This window comes from Legionella erythra, assembly GCF_001467615.1.
Classification (GTDB): domain Bacteria; phylum Pseudomonadota; class Gammaproteobacteria; order Legionellales; family Legionellaceae; genus Legionella_C; species Legionella_C erythra.
On sequence record NZ_LNYA01000023.1, the window covers coordinates 201,365 to 224,994 of the forward strand.

Consider the following 23,630-nt stretch of genomic DNA (forward strand, 5'->3'; position numbering starts at 1 on the left):
GGCGTGAGTACTGGCAGCGATGGTTCAGCCACGGCCGGCAGCGGTGTGAGTACTGGCAGCGATGGTATCGCTACTGCGGGGACTGACGTGAGCACTACCGCGGGTACTACGGTGAGCACCGGAAGTGATGGTACCGCCACTGTCGACAGCGGCTTAAGTACCGGAAGTGTTGCTACCGCGACCACTACACTCACGACAGGCAGCACAGCAACGATCAGTGTATTGGATACCGCGTCCGATGCAACGGTTGCCACGGCAGCGCTGATAACGAATACCGATGCAGTTATTTCTCAGGTTATCACAGGCTATGTGGTGACTGATGAGACGCAATGGCAGGTTGGCAGTGCCCTGGATAGCAGCAGCAATGACGAGTTAGGCGTTCTCGGTGTATACACGGTTCATGATGAGTTATGGGCAGGATAGATCGGCTAATTCATTCACAGGGATCGTGGGTGTCTAAACAAAGAAGGGATTAGACACCCGAGGATAATAAGACAGTTTCTGATCACAATTCAGAAATTATTGCTTGGTATAGACACAAGAAACGACTTCCTTGCCTTCCGGAGATTGCGAAGTGAGTGTCATTGACAGTTGATTGTCTTTAACCGCCAGGGTGCCTTCTTCGTAGCCCATCATATTGAAATCAAATGCGGGTGAGCGCAAAACATACACTACTTTCAACAACAGCGCTGAATAATTCTGTTGCCATTCCATGACGGTGTGCATAAAAACAGTAGCTGTCTGCTCGGAAAGAGCATGTGTCTCTAATGTTTCGGTTGAGAAATGCAACCCATCGATGGTCAGGCCAAAATCATCATTGGCGATAACCAGTGTATCCTTGTCATCGCCGTTCTCGCACTGACCCACCCAGGTTCCAGCAAAGTCAGCGAAGTGTTTGTCGCCTTCGTTGTCTCTGACCTGTTGAACGGATTTTAAGGATTTTTGAACGGGTGCTGGAATAAATTTGTGGAAAAAAGTTGCAGAAAATAATGGATTACAAATGACCAAACCGCCTGCAATCAGCATTGCAGTAAATGACTTCTTGCCCATAACGACTCCCTTGGTTATTTAGCGAGAGCATTTTAGCAAAATTATTGTCAATTATTCAATAAGTTATAGAGAAATAAATCAGAATTCTGCGCTTGGAATGCTGTTGTCAGGCGTTGAGTTAACCCCTGGTTTGGTGATTTGTTGTAAACGATTTAAACTAAACGTACGGGGGTATGCAAGGCAGTGACTGTGGATGAGTCAATAGAACAATTTGAGCAGGCCTTAATCAATGCCGGCACTGTTTCGGCATGCGATGACGCCTTAAGGCATTTTTTAGCAAAGAAAGGGATCACCACGTTTTCCTTTACTTATTACGCCTACAACCCTGTCGCGGTCAATCAGTTAAAATACGACACGTGCTCCGCCAACTTTAAATCCTGGCATGATCATTACCTCGCAGAAAATTACAACAACATTGACAATACCTTGCGCTATACCTATAACAATCAATTGCCGGTGTATTGGAACTTACAGCAGCAATTGCGGCAGGCCACGTCCGACTCCGAGCGGCAAATGCGACTTGATTCCATTGCGTTTGGGGCAGAATGCGGTTTGTCCATTCCTATCCACGGCGCCCATAATAATTTTGCCATTCTTTTACTGGTGCAGATGCAAGGGCAGCAATGCGGCCTTGAACAAATGAGTCGCCAATATGAATTCATGGTGGCTGCCCAGCTTTATTATCATTACCTGCAGGCTCATCTGCTTGAGCAGGTCAGCGAACAAAAAAGCTTTAAATTGACCCAACGGGAAATACAATGCCTGCTATTAATAGCCCGCCAATACTCCGTGCGGGAAATGGCTCAGGCTTTGGAATTAACCGAGAGAACGATTAACTTCCATATTCAGAAACTGAATAAGAAATTAGGTGTCAAGAACAAATACCAGGCTTTGTCCAAGGCCATCACGCTGCAATTACTACCGCTTTAATACCCCTGTTAGAAATGACAGTGCTCAAAACACGCTCTTTGGGAATAAAATTTATGCAGTTATAAACCAAGGGGCTATTATGAATGCGTTTAAAAAGTTATTCGTCACGGCAATCAGTGCACTTCCTCTTTATGCACACGCGAATTTAACCTTGTATACCACCAGTTGGTCCATGTATGGGCAAAATCCTTATGAATACGATGGGGCCTACAAAAACAATCAGCCTTATGGCCAGTTGAAATACGTCAGTAACCCCGATATGGTGGCTCAATTCAACAAGGCCGATGTCGTTGTCTGGAGTTTTATGCAGGTTTGGAATGCCAACGATCCGGAGCAGGCCAAATACGCTATACCTCAACGCTGGAATGGGTTGATGCATTTCGACGATCTGTGGGCTGAGTTGCCGCTTGAAGGCTCGTGGATAAGTAATCTTCCTCCGGAAACCAAGGACTTCCTGACGTTTTGTAAAGCCAACGAAGGGGCTTGCTCCGCTGTTCAGACCAATGGCAATACAGGAGCCAAAGAACTCTTTAATTACACGGATCAAAAAGGGGTAGGGCAGTTGAACAGTTTTGGTGCGTTTATTCATTCCACCAAATTTACGGCCAAGCGCATCCTTGCTATCGGTGGTGCCAATACACCGGAAAATAAAGCCGTCAGTACCGCCACATATGAGGCTATTTTTGCTAATCAGGATAAATTTTTAAATCAATTAAATTCCTGGATGACGCATTTTAAAAACTTAAAAGGGGTTGATTATGATTTTGAACCGCCTATTGATCTTCAGACTGGTGCTCAGCTTCCGCCTGACTCACGTACCTTAAGTGATTACAAAAACCTGTTCAACCTGGTAAAGGCCAGCCGTAACAAATTGGGTCCTGACGCTTATATCTCCGTCACCATCACCGTCAATAAAGACTATTTAACCGCCATTGATCAATCGGTGGATGGCGGGTGGTTCAAAGCCATAGCGCCTTATGTTGATAGTGTAAATTTAATGACCTATGATTTGCATGGCCCCTGGGGGCACGACAGTGATCCGTATACCTCAATCCATGCTTATTTAATACAGCCCCAAAGCCTGCATAAAGATGAGTTTGCGATTAATTACGGCACGGATGAAATCACCAACCAGGTTCTGTCTTATGGCATGCCGAAAAACAAGCTGCAAGTGGGTATTGCAGCCTATGGTCGAGGATATGCCGGTGTTGAAGCGGGTGAGGATGCCAGCCGACCTGGATTTGAACAACGCTGGACTGGTGCAAGCCATTTTCCGGCGGCCTATTCCAATCAGGACGGCATGGTGCCTTATAACAGCGTTGACAAAATTATGAAGGATTTCGGTTATCAAACGTATTCAGTCGATGCAGAAGACGAAGCAGGCAATACTGTCGTGGCTGGTGCCTATCTTTATAATGACAAGGCAAAGCAATTTGTCGGTTATCAATCCCCTCAAACAGTGAAGGCCTTGTGTGAATTCATCAAACAAAAACAATTGAAGGGAGCTATTATGTGGAGTGCGGATACCGATTTATCGGTATTTAACCCCCATAGCCTGGTGGCTGTTTACAAACAAAATTGCCAATAAGCTCTTTACTGACGTTTTTATTTCAAAGATGGAGCGCGGTTTAACCCCCTGTTTGATTGACCGTCCAGGGGGTTTTTTGTTCCAAGAGGTTAATGACTGCCCCGATAGCCACTGGTTTTGAAAAATAATACCCCTGGACTTTGTCGCATTGATGCTGGTTTAAAAACTGGATTTGATGCTCGGCTTCAACACACTCAGCTACGACCGAGAGGCCAATAGCATGAGAGAGGTGAATGATAGAGCTGACAATATCAGAGTCCACCTTATCTGCAGGGACATTTTTAATGAGAGTCGGGTCGAGCTTTAAGGTATCAAGCGGTAATTGCCGCAAATAATTCAATGATGAAAAACCGACGCCAAAATCATCCAGAGTAATCGATACCCCCATTTCCTTAAGCTGCAGGATAATCCGTTCACTGTTTTCCATGCTGCGGATTAATGAATTTTCAGTAATTTCAAACTCAAGCTGTTTGGCTGTTACCCGGGTTTTCTGAATAATACTTTGCACTGTTTGGATAAAATCGTATTCTTCCAATTGCTGAGATGAAAAATTAACAGCCAGCTTGATGGGGTGATTGTGTTTTTTAATGTTGTGCAGGAACTGTTTATATTCCATGCAGGCGAGTTCAAAGGCTCTCTCACCCACGGGTTTGATAAGTCCGGTTTCTTCGGCGACAGGCAGAAATTGATTCGGGTAAAGTATGCCGCCGTCACGGGTCGGTAAGCGCAATAACGCTTCGATACTGACCATGCGTCCAGTACGCAAATCATATTGCGGTTGGTAATGCATCATCAATTTATCCTGTTCCAGGGCTTCACGTAATAAATTCTCAATATCCAGTTTGTCCTGCAGGCGATGAACCATATCGTAATTAAAAAATTGATAGTTGTTGCGTCCTGCCTTCTTGGCACAATACATGGCGATGTCGGCATGTTTGATTAAAGCCTGCTCATCGGTGCCGTCATCCGGCCAGATACTGATGCCGATACTCCCGGTCACAAACAGTTTGTGCCCTTCAATCGTCACCGGCTCATTGAGCCTTCTCAAAATACGTTTGGCAACCTTGGTGGCCCCCACGTTGTCTGTCACCCGCTTTAACATGATAATAAATTCATCACCGCCGAGGCGTGTGGCAATGTCTCCGGCCTGAATCACATTGCTAATGCGTTTGGCAATAATTTGCAACAGCATATCGCCAATTTTATGGCCCAATGCATCATTGATTAATTTGAAACGATCCAAATCAAGGAACAAAACGGCGAGTTTACTCTGCCCGGCGGTATTGCTGAGCCATTCTTTCATGCTGGACAATAGATGCTGACGGTTGGCAAGGCCAGTTAATGGATCATAATAAGCGATTTGCTCAAGCTCGATGTTTTTTTGCTCCAGTTTGTTTTTAGCCATACGCAGGTTGATTAAATTATTAATCCTTGCTTTTAACTCCTCGGCAGCAAAAGGTTTGGTAATGTAATCCTGCACGCCGCTACGCAGCAGTTTCAAGCGAAATTCTTCATCATTTTTGGCCGTGAGCAGAATGACGGGGGTATCAGCCAGCTCTGCTCTCTGGTGCAGGTTTTCTATTAATTCTTCACCGCTCATGCGCGGCATCATGGCGTCTGATAAAATTAAATCCGGCTTGTGAGCTACGGCTTTATTAAATCCCTCAAGTCCATCGGTGGCGGAAATCACATGAAAATCAGTGGATAATACCTCCGCAATAAAGCGGTTCATGTCAATATTATCTTCAACGACCAGTACCGTTGGTTTTTCATTAATATTAATTTGTACTTCGGCCATTTCGCTGGCTTTAGCCACTGGTTTCAATGACAATACCGTGGATTTACTCATCTCATCCAAAGAGGGGTCGTAGCTGTCTAATGACGCCCGCTTCACGGCTGCTCCCGCCGGGGCGGTCAAAGGCAGTTCCACAATAAACTCTGCACCGCCTCCCTTGGATTCTTTAACAAAAACCTGTCCCTTCTGGAGTTCAACAAAGTCTTTAACAATGGCAAGGCCGAGACCGGTACCTCCGTGTTTTCGTGTTTCCCCGCCTTCTACCTGGCTGAAGCGCTCAAAAATAACCTGATACAATTCTTCAGGAATACCTGGGCCGTTATCCCGTACGCTGATAGTTGCTTTGTGATCATCATGGGACACCGTGCAAACAATCAAACCATTGGCTGGCACGAATTTAAACGCATTGGATAAGAGATTAAGCAGGATATGCTGCATTTTTTCCGCATCGATTTCCGCAATTAAAATAGGCGGGCTTTGGACATTAAAATGGATCCCCTTGTCTTCGGCCAGGCTGTTAAAATTCTCAGCAATGACTCGAACTAATTTGGCCAGATTGACTTCCTGATAATTAAGCACCATTTTCCCGGCATCAAGTTTGGCGATATTGAGCAAATCATTGACATGTTTTAACAGGATATGGGCATTGTTGTTGATGATTTCCACGGGCTTGTGCATGGATAAGGGTAAGGAAGGATCCTTTTTCATTTTTTCCAGGGGCCCCAATATCAGCGACAGGGGGGTACGCAACTCATGACTCATGTTGGCGAAGAACTGAGTTTTTAATTGATTTAATTCTTTAAGTTGCCGGTATAATACTTCCTGTTGAGTTTTCTTTTGTTCGAGTTCCTTGATGGCGGCACGCAACTGCTTGTTGGCTTCCTGAATTTCCTGAGCCCTTAAAAAAATTTCCATCTGCATGCGTTCTGTACGGCTACGCAATTCCTCGGTTAATTTATTTTGCTCGGTTCCCGCCTGTTGGAGATGGACGAACTCAGTAACATCCTTGACACGATGAATGATATAGAGCAACTCATTCTCTTTATTGAGTACAGGCACATTCATTGGACTCCAGTACCGTTCTTCAAATGCTGTGCCCTGCGATTCAGGTGTTCGTATGTCGTATTTTTGCACGGCCATGGTGTCTGAGATTTTGTTTTGCAAAACCCGCTGCAATGATGCACGCAGGTTATTGACGCCGGTCGCACTGGGTTCGTTGGGATTATCCGGGAATACATCAAAAATATAGCGGCCAAGGATCTGTTCCCGAGTGACCAATGTGGCTTTCAGATAGGCATCGCTTACGGCGATGATATTGAGCGCACTGTTCAGAACCAGATACAAGTCAGGAGTGGATTCAAATAAGACTTTAAAATCAAGCGGCTCCTTCAAGTAATTTGACATCGTGCAACTCCTCCATGAGTTTAAGCAACGCCAATTCAGTGAATGCTCTTGAGTAGTATCGAGCAGAATAATCTTAAATATATAATAGCCTTTTTTTAGCGAAAAAGGGGAGGCAAATGACCAAAAAATGACGATTTTATGCTTTTTTATTCGATATATGCCAAAAAAAAGGTGATTTTTTGGTCAAAATCACTCCGTTTGGAAAAAGCTGTCTGGAGGATGAAAAAAGGATTACCGGGATAACTCATTCTTTATCAGTTCATCAATGCTCAAGTCCGCTTGTTCACTGGATAATTCCTGCCTTAGTCCCTGAAGACGCTGCACCATGGTCTTGGCCATTTGCTTATCATGTAATAATTCGTTGATGAGATACGCAAGCTCAGTGGGGTTGCAATCATATTGCAGCAATTCCGGTACAATCATTTGATTTTTTAACAAATTACAAAGCCCCAGGTATTTTACCTTAATTAATTTGGTGGCGGCGATGTAGGTTAACAGGGACGCTCTGTAGATAATGCACATGGGTTTAGCCAATAACGCGCATTCCAGAGAGGCTGTACCCGAAGCAACAACCACACAATCACTGCAGGCAGCGACATCAATCGCCTGGCCTTCAATAAAGGAAATGGGTACTTTACTGTGGCTAAAATAGGAGCGGATCAACGCTGCATCAATGGTGGCTGCGATTGGAATGACAAAATGAATATCCTGACGCTGTCGGTCAAGCTGTTCAGCCGCTTTTAAAAGCACCGGCATATGCCGGTCAACCTCATTACGGCGACTGCCTGGAAGCAAAGCAATCAAACGCTTATTAAGCGGTAGATTCAATGCCATTCTGATCGAGGTCAGGTTATCGTAGACAGGTATATTGTTGACTAGCGGATGACCAACAAAAGAGACGGGGACATGCGCCTGGTGATACAAATTTTTCTCAAAGGGTAATATGACAGCCATATGATCGACGCATTTGCGAATGGTGTGGATGCGATTGGCCTTCCAGGCCCAGATTTGCGGGCTGATGTAATAGACGATGCGCAAGCCCAAGACCCGCTTGGCAAAGCGGGCCAGACGCAAGTTAAACCCAGGGTAATCAATGAGGATAAGCAAATCCGGTTGAACCGTTTTGAGGTGATGTTTAATTAATGTCCATGCCTTTTTGATAACCAGGAAATGACGCACGACTTCCGTAATACCCGTGACGCCGAAACTGGCCAAATCGCTAATCACATTCACACCGGCCTGTCGCATGTGGCGGCCGCCTATACCGCTTAATTCAAGTGCGGGATTTGAGGCCAGAAGCTTGGATACCAGTTTAGCGGCATGGGCATCCCCTGACTCCTCACCGGCAATAATAACAACCTTTTTAGGCTGTGAATTATTCATCTTGGGTTGCAAGACGGGAGAGGATTAAGGAGGTAATCTGGGTCGCTGTAGCCAGCGCATTGCGGCCGTCCAGTCCGGTAACCAGCGGCGTGCTGTCCTCCCTGATGGCGGTGATAAAGGATTTTATCTCCGCAAGCAAAGCATCGCTCTGTTCAAAGGTTGATTCTTCACTGACTACATTGGGAATACCGGGGAACATTTCTTCCTGACCTTTGCGAAACACAGCAAATTGTTTGGCGTGGTAATTAATGGAAATGTAACATTCGGGCTGAAAAATCCGTGTTTTTCGTTCGGTTTTAAAGCTAATACGGCTTGCCGTAACATTGGCGACACAATGATTGGCAAACGTGATTCTGGCATTGGCAATATCGATGGTCGAAGAAAGGACCGGTGCGCCATGGGCATCGATGTGGATAATGGGGCTTCTAATGATGGATTGGATCAAATCGATATCATGGATCATTAAATCGAGGATCACATTCACATCGGTTCCGCGCGGGTTAAACGGTGCCAGACGTTGCGACTCAATAAATAGCGGTTTAACCAGGTACTTTTGCAGCGCCACGTGTGCGGAGTTGAAGCGCTCAAGATGACCAACCTGAAGCTTGACCCGGTGCTGTTCAGCCAATGCGATGAGTTCATCCGCCTGTTCAATCGTTTCGGTGATTGGTTTTTCGATCAGCACATGGATGCCCTGGCTCAGGCATTGCCTGGCGATCTCGTAATGTTGCGTGGTGGTGGCCGCGATACTGACGGCATCCACCTGGCCAAGGAGATCGTTAAAATTGTAATAGGCGGGGACGCCCAACTCCTGGGCAACCGCATCACAAGCGGTTTTATTCGCATCACAGACAGCCACCAAGGTCACGTCAGGCAGCATCTTGTATTTTTGAGCATGGAATCGACCCAGGTAGCCAACCCCAATGACGGCACATCTTAAAACACTCATGGTCTATAACATAGGAAAATTTGTGCGCATGATCGCATTTCCTGGGTGATAAATCAATTTTAAATGGTTATTATTGCCAGTCTTGCTACCCAGGGATATATAAATGGAAAATTATACTGCGGGGGTCGATGAAGTAGGGCGAGGGCCATTGGCGGGCCCTGTGGTCACCGCGGCGGTGATCCTGAAGCGGCCGCTTGACGGATTGACTGATTCGAAAAAATTGACCCCTAAAAAAAGAAAAATATTAGCAGAACAAATAAAAGAAGAAGCTATTTGCTTTGCCTACGGGAGGGCTGAAGTCAGTGAAATTGATGAATTAAATATCCATTGGGCCACATTACTGGCTATGAAACGCGCGGTGGAGGCTTTAACCATTAAACCAGCCAGGGTATTGGTGGACGGTTTACACAAACCCAAAATAGACATTCCCTGTGAAGCGATTGTTCAGGGGGATTTACTGATTGCGGAAATCAGTGCAGCGTCCATTCTGGCAAAAGTATCCCGCGATGAGGAAATGGAGCAACTGGATAACCTCTACCCGGGGTATGGCTTTGCTGTCCACAAAGGTTATTCCACAGACATGCATCGCCGGCTATTGCTTGAATTGGGACCATCGCCCATTCACCGCAAATCCTTCGCGCCGGTGATGGAATTATTAGGCAACGTCCCTGAACGTGGCCTGGCTGAACAGGCGTCAGGATAAAGCGGTAAACAGGATGCGATGCGAACTGATTGACATCAAAATGCCGAAACTGGCTAAAAATGTCACCATCGCGGTGCCGCCATAGCTCACCAAAGGCAATGGAATGCCCACCACAGGCAGTATGCCGGTGACCATGCCGATATTCACGAAGGCCGATAAAAAGAATGTCATGGCCAGGCTGGCTGCCAAGAGGCGGGTAAAGCTGGTTTGTGCCTGCCTGGCAATATACAGGCCGCGCAACGACACCAGAATAAACAACAGGATCAACAGCATGCTGCCGACAAAGCCAAACTCTTCACCACTAACGGCAAAAATAAAGTCGGTGGCATGTTCGGGTAAAAAATTGAGATGCGACTGACTTCCTGCCAGCCATCCCTTGCCGAAGGCTCCACCGGAACCAATAGCGATTTTGGATTGGATAATGTGATAACCGGATCCAAGCGGATCCTGTTCGGGATTCAACAATGTATAGATACGCTGGCGTTGATAATCGTGCATGACATGCCACAGCAGAGGGGCTGATAACCCGGCTAAGACCAGGAGCACCAGGAGGATGCGAAAACTGATGCCAGCCATAAAAATAACGCTTAAACCCGCAAAGACCACCATAATAGCGGTTCCCAGATCCGGCTGTTTGGCAATTAACAGTGCCGGGACAAAAATAATCACGGCAGCAATCAACAGATTTTTCGTGTCGATGGGAATAGGCTTGCGATCGAAAAACCAGGCGGCCATCATGGGCACGGCCAGTTTCATGATTTCTGAAGGCTGAAACCGAAAAACGCCCAAGTCCAGCCATCGCTGCGCCCCTTTCCCGATTTTGCCAATCACCATCACCGCCAGCAACAGGGCCAGACCGACACTGTATATCCAGGGTGTCCATATTTTATATTTGTGGGGCGGGACCATGGCGAAAACCATCATAATGCCGATGGCAAACGAAAGACGCATCAGCTGCCTTAACACCATGCCCAGGTTTTGATTGGAGGCGCTGTAAAGAATCAGCATGCCAAAAGCAATCACTCCCAGCAGCAAACCCAGCAAGGGCAAATCGACATGAATGGCTTTACTGGTAAAACGATAGACGGGACGGGCTTGTCGTTGATTCATGATGGGGATTCGCTCTTCTTCATCTCAAAATAGGCATCCAGAACTTTACGCGCCACATTAGAGGCCAATACGTCATTTTCAACCATGACTGCAATGGCGACTTCGGGATTTTCAACGGGCGCAAAGGCTATGAACAGGGAATGATCGCGTAAATGCTCAGGAATGACCTGATTGCGGCGTTTTTCATACTGACGTCCACCGAAAACCTGCGCGGTTCCTGTTTTTGCTGCAACCGAGTAGGGGGGATTACGGCCAAACCGATATCCCGTCCCCTCATTGCTGGTAGTGACTGCGTGCATGGCATCAACGATAATGTCCCAATTGGCTTCTTCATTAAGCTGCACCGCTTTTTCTTCAATGATTTGATAAGGGTGTACGTCGCCTTTATCGCTTTGCACAGATTTTAACAGTAAATGGGGCCTGTACCGTTTGCCATGCTGACTCATGGTGGCCACAGCATTCGCTAACTGCAGCGGCGAGGCCAGCATAAACCCCTGGCCGATGGCGGTAATCAAGGTGTCGCCGGGATACCAGGAAATGCCTTTCGTTCGCCTTTTCCAGGGTGCGCTCGGCAGAATGCCCGGTGCCTCTTCATGCAGATCGACTTTAGTCATCTGGCCAAAACCAAATTGGCTTAGCATTTTTTCAATTTCAGCGATACCCAGCTTATGACCCAGTTGATAAAAATAGGTGTCGCAGGAGACTGTAATGGCGCGTTTCAGGTTAATGACCCCATGGCCGCCTTTTTTCCAGTCCCGGTAGGCATGGCTTACTCCGGGTAGACGGAACCAGCCAGGATCATACACGCTGAAACCGGTATCGATGACACCTTTTTCAAGCCCGGCCAGTCCGACATAGGGTTTGACGGTGGAGGCGGGTGGGTATAAGCCCCGTACCGCGCGGTTATAGAGCGGTCGGTCGTGAGTATCCGAGAGTTTCTGGTAATCGGCAGATTTAATGCCGTTTACAAAGACATTGGGATCATAACTTGGAGAACTCACCATGGTCAGGATTTCTCCGCCGCGTGCAGTCATGACCACCACGGCGCCCCGTTTATCTTTCATCGCCTCATAGGCTACCTGTTGCAGGCGGATATCCACCGTCAGGTAGAGCTTTTCACCGGAAACCGGGTTTTGTTTGTTTAATATACGAACCGTTCGGCCGCTGACATCCGTTTCAACCTGTTGATAACCCACCTGCCCGTGCAGGATGTTTTCGTAGTATTTCTCAATACCGGATTTACCGATAAAGTTAGTCGCGCGGTAATTGGTGCTGTCTACCTGCTTCAGTTCCTGCACATTGATACGAGCAACATACCCAAGCAGATGAGCCGTCACTTCTCCCAGGGGATAATAACGCATTAAACGCGCCTTGATGCTGACCCCGGTGAATTGGTATTGATGAATAGCAAATGTTGCTACTTCCTCCTGGGTTAATTTCAATTTAATGGGGATGGGGACAAACGAGCGGTTCTGGCTGCGGATGCGTTTGAAATTTTCGACATCATCGTCGCTAATGGAGGGAAGTAAGGTTCTTAACCGGGTGATAGTATTGGTCATGTCACTTACCCGTTCCGGGGTGATTTCAAGAACATACACGGGAATATTTTCGGCAAGGACAACCCCATTTTTATCAAGAATTATCCCGCGCGGCGGCGCAATCGGGATGATGCTCATCTGATTCTTTAAAGACAGGGTTTCATAGCGCTTGAATTCGGCAATTTGCAGATAAGCCAGGCGTATCAACAACACGGCAGACAGGAGGACAACAAAAACAATGAGTATATTCAAACGAATACGATGGATTCGGATTTCCTGGCGATCATTTTTTACAGGATTATTCAGGCGCATCGTTTAGGGCTACTCGGATTAATGGGCAACAAAAGTGCCATACATGGTAACGGAAAACTTCACTTATGGTAAGGGTGATTGCTATTTATTGCGAACGCGCGATAAATGGTTTCAAGCAATAAAATACGCACCAGGGGATGCGGCAGCGTTAAGCGCGATAAAGACCAGTGTTCCTGGCTGTGATTCAGGATCGCAGGGGACAGGCCCTCCGGCCCGCCGATAATCAAGCAGATATGACTATGGCTTTGCTGAAGGGCGTTCAATTTAATAGCCAGTTTTTCGCTGGTAAATTGTTCACCCTCAATAGCCAGCGCGATAACGCGGGCCCCAGGTGGTATGGCGCTTTGAATCAATTGAGCCTCTTTATCCATGATGCGGGCCATATCACTGGATTTCGTCCGTTTGGTCAGAGGAATCTCAACAATGGACAAAGTGACAAAATCCTGAAGCCGTTTGCTGTATTCTTTAATCGCGTCATTAACCCAGGACGGCATTTTACTGCCGCAGGCAATGACTGTCATCTTCAACATACTGAACCTTACGCGGTGCTATCCTGCCACAACCCTTCAAGATTATAGAATGAACGACTGTCAGGCTGCATAACATGGAGAATAAAATCGCCAAAATCAACCAGAGCCCATTCGCCGGCATCAATACCGTGCGAGCCGATGGCCGAAATGCCGTTCGCCTTCATTTTTTCCATTGCTGTCTCCGCTATCGCCTTGACATGGCGGGATGAGCGGCCGCTGCAAACCACCATGTAATCGGTGATGGCCGTTTGCTGCCTTACATCAAGGACATTAACGTCAATGGCCTGCATTTCGTCGAGAATATGCAGGAGTTGTTTAAGTTCTGCAGGTTGATTGGCCATAGTCATGAATACTTGTTTCCAAAAAGGCGTTGGATAATATCAGTAAAATCAAAAAGTCTCAAAGGCATTGGTGTCAATTGACTACATTTCATGGCTCTTCCTGGATAATAAATGCCTTATAAGCAGGTTGATCAGTAAACAGATTGCCGTTGCTATAGTTAGAATGATTAACAATTGAGTAAAGCTCGCGGCATAATGGCTTTTCAATTCAATAACGGACTGGATGCCGGGATCAATCGCCGTCAAGATAGCCAATTTGCCCGATAGATAACCACCGATGCCCAGCGAGACGAAAAAGATCCCCATCATGGTGCTGACTTTTCGTCGACTGGCCAAGATCGTAATGGCGGACAGTCCCACAGGAGAAAGCAGCAATTCAGCCATGGATATCAGGAGATAAGCCGGAATAAAGTAAAGCGGCGAAAGCAAGGCCTGGGAGGTGTTTTCCCGACTGACGAGGGTAATCAAGGCATAAGCCAGCCACATAAAGATCATCGCCAAAAAAAACTTGTTACCGGTTCGTTTCCCGCTTTGCACACTGGTTAACTGTGGTTTGCTTCGTGAAAGAAAATAACCAAACAGCAGCATGCCGATGCTTTGAATGCTGACATAATAGGGAGGCGGAAATTGTATATCCAGAAAGGTCGGTTGCACGACACGGGCAATAAACAGCGTCAAGGACATAAACATCTGGAAATAGAATGCCCAGAACATGACCGATACGAGGCATAGCAGCCCAATCACGATCGTTTGTCGCCCCTGTTGTGGGGACTCTCGCTTCACAGTGGTCAATAAATAAGCTAACGACAAAGCCACAACACCTAAAAAGGCGATATCAGCCAGCCTGGGGTACCATAAAATACCAAACGAGGCCAGCCACAATAAAAACATCATGCCCAGGGCTTTGATTATCTTTACTGGCTGGTATTCAAACGGGTGATAATCTTCGATGCGATACCGTTTGATGCCAAAGGCAAACACGGCAAAGGCGATGATCATGCCGAAAGCGGCGCTCGCAAACGTTACAGACCAGCCAAAATAGGAATTCAAATAACTGGGCAGCGTGGTACCGAGGATGATCCCGGTGGTAATGCCCATATAAAACACCGTAAAGCCACTTTCCCGTTTAGGCGAATCAACGGGGTATTCGTTGCCGAGCAGAGAGGAAATATTCGGCTTCAGTAAACCCGTACCCACCGCAATCCCAGCCAGAGCAATCAACATGGCCAATTTGGAGTGAATGATGGTTAGAAGCGTATAGCTTAGGAAGAGAAAGACAGCACCCGCCAGTACCGTGTTTTTTTGACCCAGCAGGTGATCCGCAATCCAGCCGCCAATGACAGGGGATAAATAAGTCAGTGCAGTAAAAGAGCCGACCAAGGCATAGATGTGTTTATCATGCCAGTGGTAATGACTGGCTAAGTAAAGGGCTAAAAGCGACTGAACAACGTAAAATCCATAACGCTCCCACATTTCGGTTGCAAAAAAAACGCGAAGAGAGGGTGGGTGTTTAACATTCGTATCCACGATGACCTTATTTTAGGCAAAGATAATTAAATATTATCATATCACCAAGACAAAATGCAGCATTATAACCGGAATAATTCACGCCGGGCCGGCAGTAGTGTAGACTAGCGATGTAAATGCAAGTAACTGTTTTTTAGTCGTTCTTTGGATGGAATTAATCATGACTATGACACGCAAGGCCCACCCCGTCAAAGCGCCGCGGGGAACTGTTCTTCATTCCCGCAACTGGCTCACCGAAGCGGCTCTAAGAATGCTGATGAATAATCTGGATCCCGAGGTAGCTGAAAACCCGGATGAGTTGATTGTTTATGGCGGTTTGGGCCGTGCAGCAAGAAACTGGGCCTGTTTCGATAAAATGGTTGAGGTTTTGAAAGTACTTGGAGAAGATGAAACCCTGCTTGTACAGTCGGGTAAACCGGTCGGAGTTTTTAAGACCCATGTGAATGCGCCGCGCGTCCTGCTGGCCAACTCCAATTTGGTTCCCAAATGGGCTACCTGGGATCATTTCAACGAGCTCGATAAAAAAGGCCTGATGATGTATGGGCAAATGACAGCCGGCAGCTGGATTTATATCGGCTCGCAGGGCATTGTCCAGGGTACCTATGAAACCTTTGTCGCAGCGGCCAGGCAACATTACCACGGTGATTTAAGCGGACGCTGGATTCTAACGGCAGGATTGGGAGGAATGGGTGGTGCCCAACCGCTGGCGGCTACAATGGCGGGTGCCAGTATACTGGCTGTCGAATGTGATCCATCGCGGATTAAAAAACGCCTGTCGACCAGATACCTTGATCGATACACTGAAAACCTGGACGAGGCTTTGCAGTGGATTGACGAATCCTGCCGGAATAAAGCCCCCTTATCGGTTGGTTTGTTAGGCAATGCTGCTGATATTTACCCCGAGTTGCTTAAACGTAAACTTAAACCATCGCTGATTACAGATCAAACAAGTGCCCACGATCCATTGAATGGCTATCTGCCCCAGGGATGGACACTGGAGCAGGCCGGTGAGATGAGAAAAACGGCCCCGGCAAGGGTCATTGAAGCCGCTAAACAATCGATTGCGGTGCAGGTCAATGCCATGCTCGGCTTTAAGCAGCAGGGCATACCGGTTTTTGATTATGGCAATAACATTCGACAAATGGCATTTGAAGAGGGGGTCAGGGAGGCATTTGCCATTCCTGGTTTTGTGCCGGCTTATATACGGCCGCTTTTCTGTGAAGGAATCGGCCCTTTTCGCTGGGTCGCTTTGTCGGGTGACCCGCAGGATATTTATGCCACGGATAAAAAGGTTAAGGAATTGATACCGGATAATCCCCATTTACACCGATGGCTCGACATGGCGCATGAAAAGATAGCCTTTCAGGGTTTGCCGGCACGAATCTGCTGGGTCGGATTAAAAGACAGGGCGCGTCTTGCTCTCGCGTTTAATGAAATGGTCAGACGAGGGGAGGTGATTGCCCCCATTGTCATTGGCCGCGATCACCTGGATTCAGGCTCTGTCGCGAGTCCAAACAGGGAAACGGAGGGCATGCTCGATGGCAGTGATGCCATTTCTGATTGGCCCCTCCTTAATGCCTTGCTCAATTGCGCAAGCGGTGCCACCTGGGTCAGCATTCATCATGGTGGCGGCGTCGGTATGGGTTTTTCTCAACATGCTGGTGTTGTTATTGTTGCCGATGGCAGTGAGGCTGCGGCTTTGCGCCTGCAGCGGGTTTTGTTCAATGATCCGGCCACTGGCGTTATGCGCCACGCGGATGCTGGTTATGAATTGGCCCGTCGATGCGCCAAAGCCAACCAGTTATGGCTGCCGATGATGGATGAGGAGAGTATTGCTCATGGCTGATTTTTTTACCCTTAAACCGCGCCAGATGACCTTGAGCGACTATGATGAGCTGATTAAAAGCGGCCGCCCCTGTAAACTGGACGAATCCGCTTTGGCAGGGATTCAGGCTTCGCAACGGACGGTCTGGAATATTGTGGAGCAGGGCGACACGGTGTATGGCATCAATACCGGATTCGGCTCCCTTGCTAATCAGGTGATAAGTCAGGCACATCTTAAACAGCTGCAACGCAACATCGTGTTATCGCATGCCTGCGGCACTGGTGAATTACTGGACGATGAGTTGGTGGCTTTGATGCTCCTGCTTAAAATTAACAGCTTGGCTCAGGGTTATTCAGGCGTCAGGCCTGAACTCATTGACGCACTCCTTCGCCTCTACAATCATCAGGTTTATCCCTGCATCCCGGCAAAAGGATCGGTAGGCGCCTCCGGCGATCTGGCGCCGCTTGCTCATCTGGCTTTGCCGTTACTGGGTGTGGGCGAAGTGAGGCATCAGGGGCGCAGAATGAGCGCGGTCGAAGGGCTTAAAATCGCAGGTCTCGAGGTCATGGAGCTTGCACCTAAGGAAGGACTCGCCTTGCTGAACGGCCTGCAGGCGTCTACGGCCATTGCCATGCAGGCCCTTAAGATCGCAGAACGGCTATTCGCGGTGGCTGTTCTTGCCGGCAGCCTCTCGGTCGATGCGGCATGCGGCAGCGATGTTCCTTTTGATGACCGTATCCATGTTGCCCGAGGCCACGCGGTGCAGCGCGAGGTTGCGATGCAATATCAGACCCTGCTTAAAGGCAGCGCCATTCGTGAATCGCATCGGGATTGTAAACGGGTTCAGGACCCATACTCCCTGCGTTGCCAGCCCCAGATCATGGGGGCTGTGCTCAACCAGATCCGGTTTGTTGCAGCCACACTGTTAGTCGAAGCGAATGCCGTATCGGATAACCCCCTGGTGTTTTCCCGGGAGGGCGATATTCTCTCTGGCGGCAATTTCCATGGTGAAATGATTGCCATGGCCGCCGATAATCTCGCCTTAGCCATTGCGGAAACAGGCGCTGCCTCCGAACGGCGGATAGCTCTGTTGATTGATCGGCATTTCAGCGGCCTGCCTGCATTTTTGGTGAAAGAAAGCGGCCTTAATTCAGGCTTTATGATCGCGCATGTTACAGCTGCCGCTTGCGCCAGCGACAACAAAGCGTTGGCGCATCCTCATTCTGTCGACAGCCTGCCCACCTCGGCGAATCAGGAAGATCATGTGTCCATGGCCACCAATGCAGCACGACGCCTGCAGATGATGAATGACAATACCGCGACCATCCTGGCGATTGAATTACTGGCTGCCTGCCAGGGACTTGAATTTCATAAACCGCTCACTACCTCGCCGCCCCTGCAAAAAGTATATGAAAAGGTCCGGGCATACGTACCCGCTTACGGAGAAGATCGTTATTTTGCTCCAGATATAGCCATTATCAAGGATAACATTCTAAATGGCGAAATCAGCTGGAATTTAACGGGGATAGACTGGCAATGGCAGGGATGAATATGGGCTTAAACGTCGCATTTACAGAATTCATGCATGAATATAGCAATAATCCTTACCCTTCAGTCTCTAAGCGGCGCGATATGCTAAAACAGCTTAAAAACATGCTGAAGGCGAATGGTGAAGAACTAGCCGCCGCCATCCAGGCCGACTATTGCCATCGCTCAAAAACCGAGTCGCTTTTTTTAGAAATTTATCCGTCAATTAAAGCCATAGATTATTGCCTGTCGCATTTACGGTCATGGACTAAACCACGCAAAAAACGGGTATCCTGGCATTTCTGGCCCGCGTCCGCCTATGTACTTCCCCAACCTGTAGGCGTTGTGGGTATTATCGTACCCTGGAATTACCCGGTTTTTTTATCAATCGTTCCTTTGGCCTATGCCCTGGCGGCCGGCAACCGCGTCCTGGTTAAAATGTCTGAATTAAGTAGTGAACTGGGTCAGGTTATGCAGAGGCTTATTTCATCCTTACCGACGGTTAGCCAATTTGTCAAAATTATCGACGGGGATGTCGAGGTGGGCAGGGCGTTCTCCAGTCTGCCTTTTGGGCATTTGTTGTTTACCGGCTCCACACAGGTTGGTCGGGCTGTTATGGCGTCAGCCAGCAAGCACCTCACTCCAGTTACCCTGGAGTTGGGTGGTAAATCACCCGCTATTTTATCAGACGGCATGAATCCCGCGTACCTGCCGCGCTTGTTTATGGGCAAACTCTTTAATGCTGGTCAGACCTGCATTGCACCGGATTATCTGTTAGTACCTGCGGGGCTTGAATCATATATAGAAAGCCGATTTGCTGAATTCATCAACAGGCATTATCCCAATTTAATGGCCAATGACAATTATACAGGCATTATTTCTTTAGCCCATAAGCAACGATTACAGGAACTGGTTGACGATGCGCGGCAAAAGGGCGCCCGCGTTGTGCAGTTCGGACAGGAGATTGAGACGGTTCAAAAAATACCGGTGTATCTTATTTTCAATGTCAACAGTAACATGAAGGTTATGCATGAGGAAATTTTCGGTCCTATTCTGCCGATCATGACTTATGAAAAGCTGGCAGATGCCATTCATTTTATCAATTCCATGCCTAATCCTCTGGCCCTCTATTATTTTGGCGATGATAAAGACGAGTTGAAGCGATTGGAGTATGGGACATTGTCAGGCGCACTCACCATTAATGATACGCTGATGCACGTTGCTATTGATGATCTGCCCTTCGGCGGTGTCGGACAAAGCGGGTTTGGCCAATACCATGGCCAGGAAGGATTTGACCGTTTTTCACAATTAAAGCCGGTGTTTAAAAAGAAACGTATTGCTACGGCGGCCTGGCTTTATCCCCCGTATGGCAAGCTGATACACTGGTATCTTCGTTACATAGCCGGAATCAATTTAGGGAGAAATAATGAATAAGGTCCTCTTTATCAGTGGCGCCAGCCGAGGTATTGGACGTGCAATCGCCCATCGCTTTGCCCGTGAAAAAGCCTGCATTGCCATTGCGGCCAAAACCACGACTCCTCATCCTAAACTCGAAGGCACCATCTACAGTGTCGCCGAGGAAGTTGAGAGGCTGGGCGGACAAGCCTTGCCCTTAGTCGTTGATGTCCGCGATGAAGAGCAAATTGAGGGAGCCATTAAGGAAACAGTGTCCCGCTTTGGCCGGCTTGACGTGCTCATCAATAATGCCAGTGCAATAAACTTAACGGATACCTTGTCGACCACGATGAAGCGTTATGATTTGATGCAGGAGGTCAATGCTCGCGCTACCTTTGCCTGTTCTAAAGCCGCTATTCCTTACCTTAAACAGTCCAATAATCCGCATATTCTCACCTTATCCCCCCCTTTAAGTCTGGATAAAAAGTGGTATGCTGCGCATCTCGCCTATACCCTGAGTAAAATGGGAATGAGCCTTTGCACGCTTGGGCTGGCGGAAGAATTTAAGCAGGCCGGGATTGCGGTTAATTCCCTATGGCCTAAAACCACCATTGCAACTGCAGCAATAGAGGTGCATTTTCCAGAGGCCATTTATAAGGCCAGCCGTAAACCCGCCATTGTCGCGGATGCGGCTTACTGGATTGTCAATCAACCTGCACGTGAAACAACGGGGCATTTTTTTATTGACGAAGACGTTTTACGCCAGTCTGGTATTCAGGATTTTTCCGTGTATGCTATTGACCCCAGTCAACAGCCCTATCCCGATTTATTTTTATGACAGTTGAAATATTTACTGATGGCGCCTGCAAAGGCAACCCCGGCCCCGGCGGCTGGGGAGCTTTATTGCGTTACAATGGCCAGGAAAAAGCAATTTATGGCGGTGAATCGCATACCACCAACAATCGAATGGAATTAACAGCAGCCATTCGTGCACTTGAAGCGTTGACGCGTCCGTGTGTGGTTGATTTGTACACTGATTCACAGTATGTGCGGCAGGGCATGATGGAGTGGCTTCAGGGCTGGAAAAAAAAAGGCTGGGTCAATGCCAGGAAAGAGCCGGTTAAAAATGCCGATTTATGGCAGGAGCTTGACAGGTTAAACAAAATACATACTATTCGCTGGCATTGGGTGCGGGGTCATTCAGGTCACCCGGAAAACGAAAAAGCGGATGAACTGGCCAATCTGGCAATTACTGAAATGTTGAAGGGTTAATATGCGGCAAATAGTTTTGGATACTGAAACGACCGGTATAGGTCCTGAGTTGGGGCATCGGATCATTGAGATCGGTTGTGTTGAGTTAATTGACAGAAAATTAACCGGCCGCCATTTTCATGCTTATTTAAATCCCAACCGCGAAGTGGAGGAGGGGGCTTTTCGTGTTCATGGCATCAGTACTGAGTTTCTTCAGGACAAGCCTCCCTTTGAAGCCATTGTCGATGAATTCATTCAATTCATTGCTGGTACCGAGCTTATTATTCATAATGCGCCGTTTGATGTGGGTTTTATTGAAGCGGAGTTGAATTGGGTTAAATGGCCAAAACGATTATCTGATTATTGTACTGTCTGTGATACGCTGGTTTTAGCCCGCGAAAAACATCCTGGCCAACGTAACAGCCTGGATGCGCTGTGCAAACGGTATGAAATTGATAACTCCAATCGCACCCTCCATGGTGCATTGCTCGACGCCGAAATATTGGCCCACGTATATCTCACCATGACAGGCGGTCAGGCCCAATTGTTCGAAGACGAGGGCCTTGCAGCCACTCATGTGGCCAGTCAGCAGCAAAATCAAGGGTTTCCGCTCCTCTCGAGCCATTCCCCAATCATTGCAGTTAATGAACAGGAGCAGCAGCGTCATCAGGATTTTGTTGAGTTTTTAGTTAAAAAATCAGGCGTTAATCTCTGGTAGACAGAGGAATCCTGACTTCGGTTGCCTTCTACCACTGCACCATCAATGAAGTGATGGATCCCCGCCTGCGCGGGCACGACAAGAAACGGATTCAAACCAGAGGTGCCTGTGAGACAGGTCCCAAATAGAGCCACAGGTGCTGTGAGGCAAGAGCAATAAGAGAATAGGTCACAACCACTTATCTGTCGTGCCCGCGCAGGCGGGCACCCATCCCCAGCCAAAATTAGAAACAATTATATTCACCTAGATCATTTTTTGTTCTATAGTTATCTGTAGGATTATTGAGCAAAGAAGACGATCATGGAAGCAAAAGAACTCATTCGCCTTGCCCCCGCAGCATTTGCTTTATTTAGTCTGATAACGCCCAGTGCAAGTCAAGCCGAAACCCAATCGTTACCAGTCGGTAGTTCAACCCCTCCCATGATCTTGGCCTCGAACCAGTTTGTTTTTAATCCAAAATCATTATCCTGGGTGGCCATTAATCACAATGGCAAGGTTGTTCGCAGCGGCAAAGCTTCTGGTGGCAGCCGTTACTGCAAAGACGTTCGCCGTGCCTGCCGCACGCCTACGGGAACATACCGCATTATTTCCAAGGGGAGCGCCAATTGCCGATCCAGCCGTTATCCACTGGGTAAAGGTGGCGCGGCCATGCCGTATTGCATGTTTTTCAGTAAATATTACGCCATTCACGGCTCCTATGATGTACCCAATTACAATGCCAGTCATGGGTGTATCCGTGTGAAACCCCACGATGCCAAATGGTTGCATCAGAATTTCATCAAAATTGGCACAAAGGTTATTGTCAAACCTTATTAATCTCTAGTTAATCTATTTGATATATAATTAACCATGAAGACCTGTTTTTGAGTGGCAATTATGAATCCCTATGCCATGACCATGCACAGTAAAGTTTTAAAAAGCAGCGGCGCGAAATTTGCGGCCGGCAAACAGAGTGGCGCTATTTTAACCATACCCAATAGACAAATCAAACGTGATTTTCTAGAGGAATTTAATGATGCGGTTACCAATCACTTCATTGAGGATAAAACGCCACTGAAAATGTTTGGCGAGCAAACCCTCTATCTTTCACTCGAGTTTGCTTCCATACTGATGCAGGATCCCCATGCGGATTTTAGCCGCCTTGATGAACTTAACCAGATGGCCGCCAAAACCAATCCGATCACTGAGTTTTTCAATACCCCCAAAGAAGTAAAACCAAAACGGAATGATGGCGACGACGTGCCCATTAATCTTTTTTTAAAGCTATAGCCTTTTAAGTTTCAACTAAATACCATGGCTATTGTCAATGTCAACGAGGGATTATTCATCGTCCATACTGAATGAGGATCCGCAACCGCAGGTTGTTTTGGCATTGGGATTGCGGATGACAAATTGCTCGCCTTGTATCCCCTGGACGTAATCTATTTCTGCCTCATTAAGAAATTGGTGACTCATGGAGTCAATTAAAAGCTTAACCGTCGATTGACCGTCTGAGCAGGTTTGCAGGACCACGGTATCATCCGCCTGAATGGTTTCATCAAAGGTAAAACCATACTGGAATCCTGAACAACCGCCGCCGGTGATATAAACCCGCAAGTTCAAATTAGGGTTATCTTCTTCGGCAATCAATGCCGCCACTTTGTCGGCCGCACTGACTGAAAAATAGATATTGGTCGTTGATGAGGGGATTGCATTAATTGCTGCCATGAACTTACTCCTGAGAATAAAAGGGTCTCGCTATATCATGTATTAAT

22 protein-coding genes are annotated in these 23,630 nt (G+C 47.5%); 12 read left to right on the top strand and 10 right to left on the bottom strand.

The window, feature by feature from the left end:
• Nucleotides 1–423, top strand: a 423-nt coding sequence (locus Lery_RS05820; RefSeq protein ID WP_202814029.1) for a hypothetical protein, incomplete at its 5' end; no start/stop codon positions are given.
• A 96-nt stretch (nt 424–519) separates the two neighbouring features.
• Here Lery_RS05820 and Lery_RS05825 read toward each other — a convergent pair.
• Nucleotides 520–1,050, bottom strand: a complete 531-nt coding sequence (locus Lery_RS05825) for a hypothetical protein (RefSeq protein WP_058526315.1) — start codon at nt 1,048–1,050, stop codon at nt 520–522.
• Between the two features lie 189 nt (nt 1,051–1,239).
• Between Lery_RS05825 and Lery_RS05830 the strand changes: the two genes are divergently transcribed.
• Together Lery_RS05830 and Lery_RS05835 are read left to right on the top strand one after the other, a co-directional pair.
• Nucleotides 1,240–1,980 (top strand): helix-turn-helix transcriptional regulator, encoded by a 741-nt coding sequence (locus tag Lery_RS05830; RefSeq protein ID WP_058526316.1) that lies wholly within the window; start codon nt 1,240–1,242, stop codon nt 1,978–1,980.
• A 79-nt stretch (nt 1,981–2,059) separates the two neighbouring features.
• The gene (locus tag Lery_RS05835; RefSeq protein WP_058526317.1) at nt 2,060–3,568 is read left to right on the top strand and encodes a glycosyl hydrolase family 18 protein; all 1,509 of its coding nucleotides are present in this window, start codon (nt 2,060–2,062) and stop codon (nt 3,566–3,568) included.
• A 40-nt stretch (nt 3,569–3,608) separates the two neighbouring features.
• On the opposite strand, the gene Lery_RS05840 is transcribed toward Lery_RS05835, so the two are convergent.
• The 3 genes from Lery_RS05840 to Lery_RS05850 form a co-directional block, all read right to left on the bottom strand.
• Nucleotides 3,609–6,767 (bottom strand): EAL domain-containing protein, encoded by a 3,159-nt coding sequence (locus tag Lery_RS05840; protein ID WP_058526318.1) that lies wholly within the window; start codon nt 6,765–6,767, stop codon nt 3,609–3,611.
• A 231-nt stretch (nt 6,768–6,998) separates the two neighbouring features.
• Nucleotides 6,999–8,150: a lipid-A-disaccharide synthase gene (gene lpxB / locus Lery_RS05845; RefSeq protein WP_058526319.1), complete on the bottom strand. Its 1,152-nt coding sequence runs from the start codon at nt 8,148–8,150 to the stop codon at nt 6,999–7,001.
• Entirely contained in the window at nt 8,143–9,099 is a 957-nt protein-coding gene (locus Lery_RS05850; RefSeq protein WP_058526320.1) for a Gfo/Idh/MocA family protein, read from the bottom strand. The genes lpxB and Lery_RS05850 overlap by 8 nt, the downstream gene beginning before the upstream one ends.
• A gap of 103 nt (nt 9,100–9,202) precedes the next feature.
• Here Lery_RS05850 and rnhB point away from each other — a divergent pair, with 103 nt between their 5' ends.
• A complete protein-coding gene (gene rnhB / locus Lery_RS05855; RefSeq protein ID WP_058526321.1) occupies nt 9,203–9,802 on the top strand; it encodes a ribonuclease HII in 600 nt (199 codons plus the stop codon).
• Here rnhB and rodA read toward each other — a convergent pair.
• The 5 genes from rodA to Lery_RS05880 form a co-directional block, all read right to left on the bottom strand.
• Nucleotides 9,794–10,912: a rod shape-determining protein RodA gene (gene rodA, locus Lery_RS05860; RefSeq protein ID WP_058526322.1), complete on the bottom strand. Its 1,119-nt coding sequence runs from the start codon at nt 10,910–10,912 to the stop codon at nt 9,794–9,796. The two genes, rnhB and rodA, sit on opposite strands and share 9 nt — an antisense overlap.
• Nucleotides 10,909–12,762: a penicillin-binding protein 2 gene (gene mrdA / locus Lery_RS05865; protein ID WP_058526323.1), complete on the bottom strand. Its 1,854-nt coding sequence runs from the start codon at nt 12,760–12,762 to the stop codon at nt 10,909–10,911. The genes rodA and mrdA overlap by 4 nt, the downstream gene beginning before the upstream one ends.
• Nucleotides 12,763–12,821: 59 nt before the next feature.
• Complete coding sequence (gene rlmH, locus Lery_RS05870; protein ID WP_058526324.1) at nt 12,822–13,292, bottom strand: 23S rRNA (pseudouridine(1915)-N(3))-methyltransferase RlmH; 471 nt, start codon at nt 13,290–13,292, stop codon at nt 12,822–12,824.
• 8 nt (nt 13,293–13,300) lie between these two features.
• Nucleotides 13,301–13,633: a ribosome silencing factor gene (gene rsfS, locus Lery_RS05875; RefSeq protein WP_058526325.1), complete on the bottom strand. Its 333-nt coding sequence runs from the start codon at nt 13,631–13,633 to the stop codon at nt 13,301–13,303.
• An 81-nt stretch (nt 13,634–13,714) separates the two neighbouring features.
• Nucleotides 13,715–15,160 (bottom strand): peptide MFS transporter, encoded by a 1,446-nt coding sequence (locus Lery_RS05880; protein ID WP_082657136.1) that lies wholly within the window; start codon nt 15,158–15,160, stop codon nt 13,715–13,717.
• A gap of 166 nt (nt 15,161–15,326) precedes the next feature.
• On the opposite strand from Lery_RS05880, the gene hutU reads away from it, so the two are divergent.
• From hutU to Lery_RS05920, 8 genes are all read left to right on the top strand, one after another.
• Nucleotides 15,327–17,006 (top strand): urocanate hydratase, encoded by a 1,680-nt coding sequence (hutU, locus tag Lery_RS05885; protein ID WP_420324146.1) that lies wholly within the window; start codon nt 15,327–15,329, stop codon nt 17,004–17,006.
• Complete coding sequence (gene hutH / locus Lery_RS05890; protein ID WP_058526328.1) at nt 16,999–18,534, top strand: histidine ammonia-lyase; 1,536 nt, start codon at nt 16,999–17,001, stop codon at nt 18,532–18,534. Before hutU ends, hutH begins: the two co-directional genes overlap by 8 nt.
• Before the next feature lie 32 nt (nt 18,535–18,566).
• A complete protein-coding gene (locus tag Lery_RS05895) occupies nt 18,567–19,946 on the top strand; it encodes a coniferyl aldehyde dehydrogenase (RefSeq protein ID WP_272946889.1) in 1,380 nt (459 codons plus the stop codon).
• Complete coding sequence (locus Lery_RS05900; RefSeq protein WP_058526330.1) at nt 19,939–20,745, top strand: SDR family oxidoreductase; 807 nt, start codon at nt 19,939–19,941, stop codon at nt 20,743–20,745. Before Lery_RS05895 ends, Lery_RS05900 begins: the two co-directional genes overlap by 8 nt.
• Entirely contained in the window at nt 20,742–21,179 is a 438-nt protein-coding gene (gene rnhA, locus Lery_RS05905) for a ribonuclease HI (RefSeq protein ID WP_058526331.1), read from the top strand. The genes Lery_RS05900 and rnhA overlap by 4 nt, the downstream gene beginning before the upstream one ends.
• Nucleotide 21,180: 1 nt before the next feature.
• Complete coding sequence (dnaQ, locus tag Lery_RS05910) at nt 21,181–21,876, top strand: DNA polymerase III subunit epsilon (RefSeq protein WP_058526332.1); 696 nt, start codon at nt 21,181–21,183, stop codon at nt 21,874–21,876.
• Nucleotides 21,877–22,176: 300 nt separating this feature from the next.
• Complete coding sequence (locus tag Lery_RS05915) at nt 22,177–22,692, top strand: L,D-transpeptidase (RefSeq protein ID WP_058526333.1); 516 nt, start codon at nt 22,177–22,179, stop codon at nt 22,690–22,692.
• Between the two features lie 60 nt (nt 22,693–22,752).
• Entirely contained in the window at nt 22,753–23,145 is a 393-nt protein-coding gene (locus Lery_RS05920; RefSeq protein WP_058526334.1) for a hypothetical protein, read from the top strand.
• A 51-nt stretch (nt 23,146–23,196) separates the two neighbouring features.
• Here the strand turns inward: Lery_RS05920 and erpA are convergent, their stop codons facing one another.
• On the bottom strand, nt 23,197–23,583 hold the full coding sequence (gene erpA, locus Lery_RS05925; protein WP_058526335.1) for an iron-sulfur cluster insertion protein ErpA: 387 nt from the start codon (nt 23,581–23,583) through the stop codon (nt 23,197–23,199).
• Nucleotides 23,584–23,630 lie beyond the last annotated feature (47 nt).

Bases quoted from the DNA above. Each gene is read 5' to 3' on its own strand.
- Lery_RS05840 (WP_058526318.1), bottom strand. From the start codon at position 6,767: ATGTCAAATTACTTGAAGGAGCCGCTTGATTTTAAAGTCTTATTTGAA.
- Lery_RS05915 (WP_058526333.1), top strand. From the start codon at position 22,177: ATGGAAGCAAAAGAACTCATTCGCCTTGCCCCCGCAGCATTTGCTTTA.
- lpxB (WP_058526319.1), bottom strand. From the start codon at position 8,150: ATGAATAATTCACAGCCTAAAAAGGTTGTTATTATTGCCGGTGAGGAG.
- Lery_RS05920 (WP_058526334.1), top strand. From the start codon at position 22,753: ATGAATCCCTATGCCATGACCATGCACAGTAAAGTTTTAAAAAGCAGC.
- Lery_RS05850 (WP_058526320.1), bottom strand. From the start codon at position 9,099: ATGAGTGTTTTAAGATGTGCCGTCATTGGGGTTGGCTACCTGGGTCGA.
- erpA (WP_058526335.1), bottom strand. From the start codon at position 23,583: ATGGCAGCAATTAATGCAATCCCCTCATCAACGACCAATATCTATTTT.
- hutU (WP_420324146.1), top strand. From the start codon at position 15,327: ATGACACGCAAGGCCCACCCCGTCAAAGCGCCGCGGGGAACTGTTCTT.
- dnaQ (WP_058526332.1), top strand. From the start codon at position 21,181: ATGCGGCAAATAGTTTTGGATACTGAAACGACCGGTATAGGTCCTGAG.
- hutH (WP_058526328.1), top strand. From the start codon at position 16,999: ATGGCTGATTTTTTTACCCTTAAACCGCGCCAGATGACCTTGAGCGAC.
- Lery_RS05825 (WP_058526315.1), bottom strand. From the start codon at position 1,050: ATGGGCAAGAAGTCATTTACTGCAATGCTGATTGCAGGCGGTTTGGTC.
- Lery_RS05900 (WP_058526330.1), top strand. From the start codon at position 19,939: ATGAATAAGGTCCTCTTTATCAGTGGCGCCAGCCGAGGTATTGGACGT.
- mrdA (WP_058526323.1), bottom strand. From the start codon at position 12,762: ATGCGCCTGAATAATCCTGTAAAAAATGATCGCCAGGAAATCCGAATC.
- rnhB (WP_058526321.1), top strand. From the start codon at position 9,203: ATGGAAAATTATACTGCGGGGGTCGATGAAGTAGGGCGAGGGCCATTG.
- rsfS (WP_058526325.1), bottom strand. From the start codon at position 13,633: ATGGCCAATCAACCTGCAGAACTTAAACAACTCCTGCATATTCTCGAC.
- rlmH (WP_058526324.1), bottom strand. From the start codon at position 13,292: ATGTTGAAGATGACAGTCATTGCCTGCGGCAGTAAAATGCCGTCCTGG.
- Lery_RS05835 (WP_058526317.1), top strand. From the start codon at position 2,060: ATGAATGCGTTTAAAAAGTTATTCGTCACGGCAATCAGTGCACTTCCT.
- rodA (WP_058526322.1), bottom strand. From the start codon at position 10,912: ATGAATCAACGACAAGCCCGTCCCGTCTATCGTTTTACCAGTAAAGCC.
- rnhA (WP_058526331.1), top strand. From the start codon at position 20,742: ATGACAGTTGAAATATTTACTGATGGCGCCTGCAAAGGCAACCCCGGC.
- Lery_RS05895 (WP_272946889.1), top strand. From the start codon at position 18,567: ATGCATGAATATAGCAATAATCCTTACCCTTCAGTCTCTAAGCGGCGC.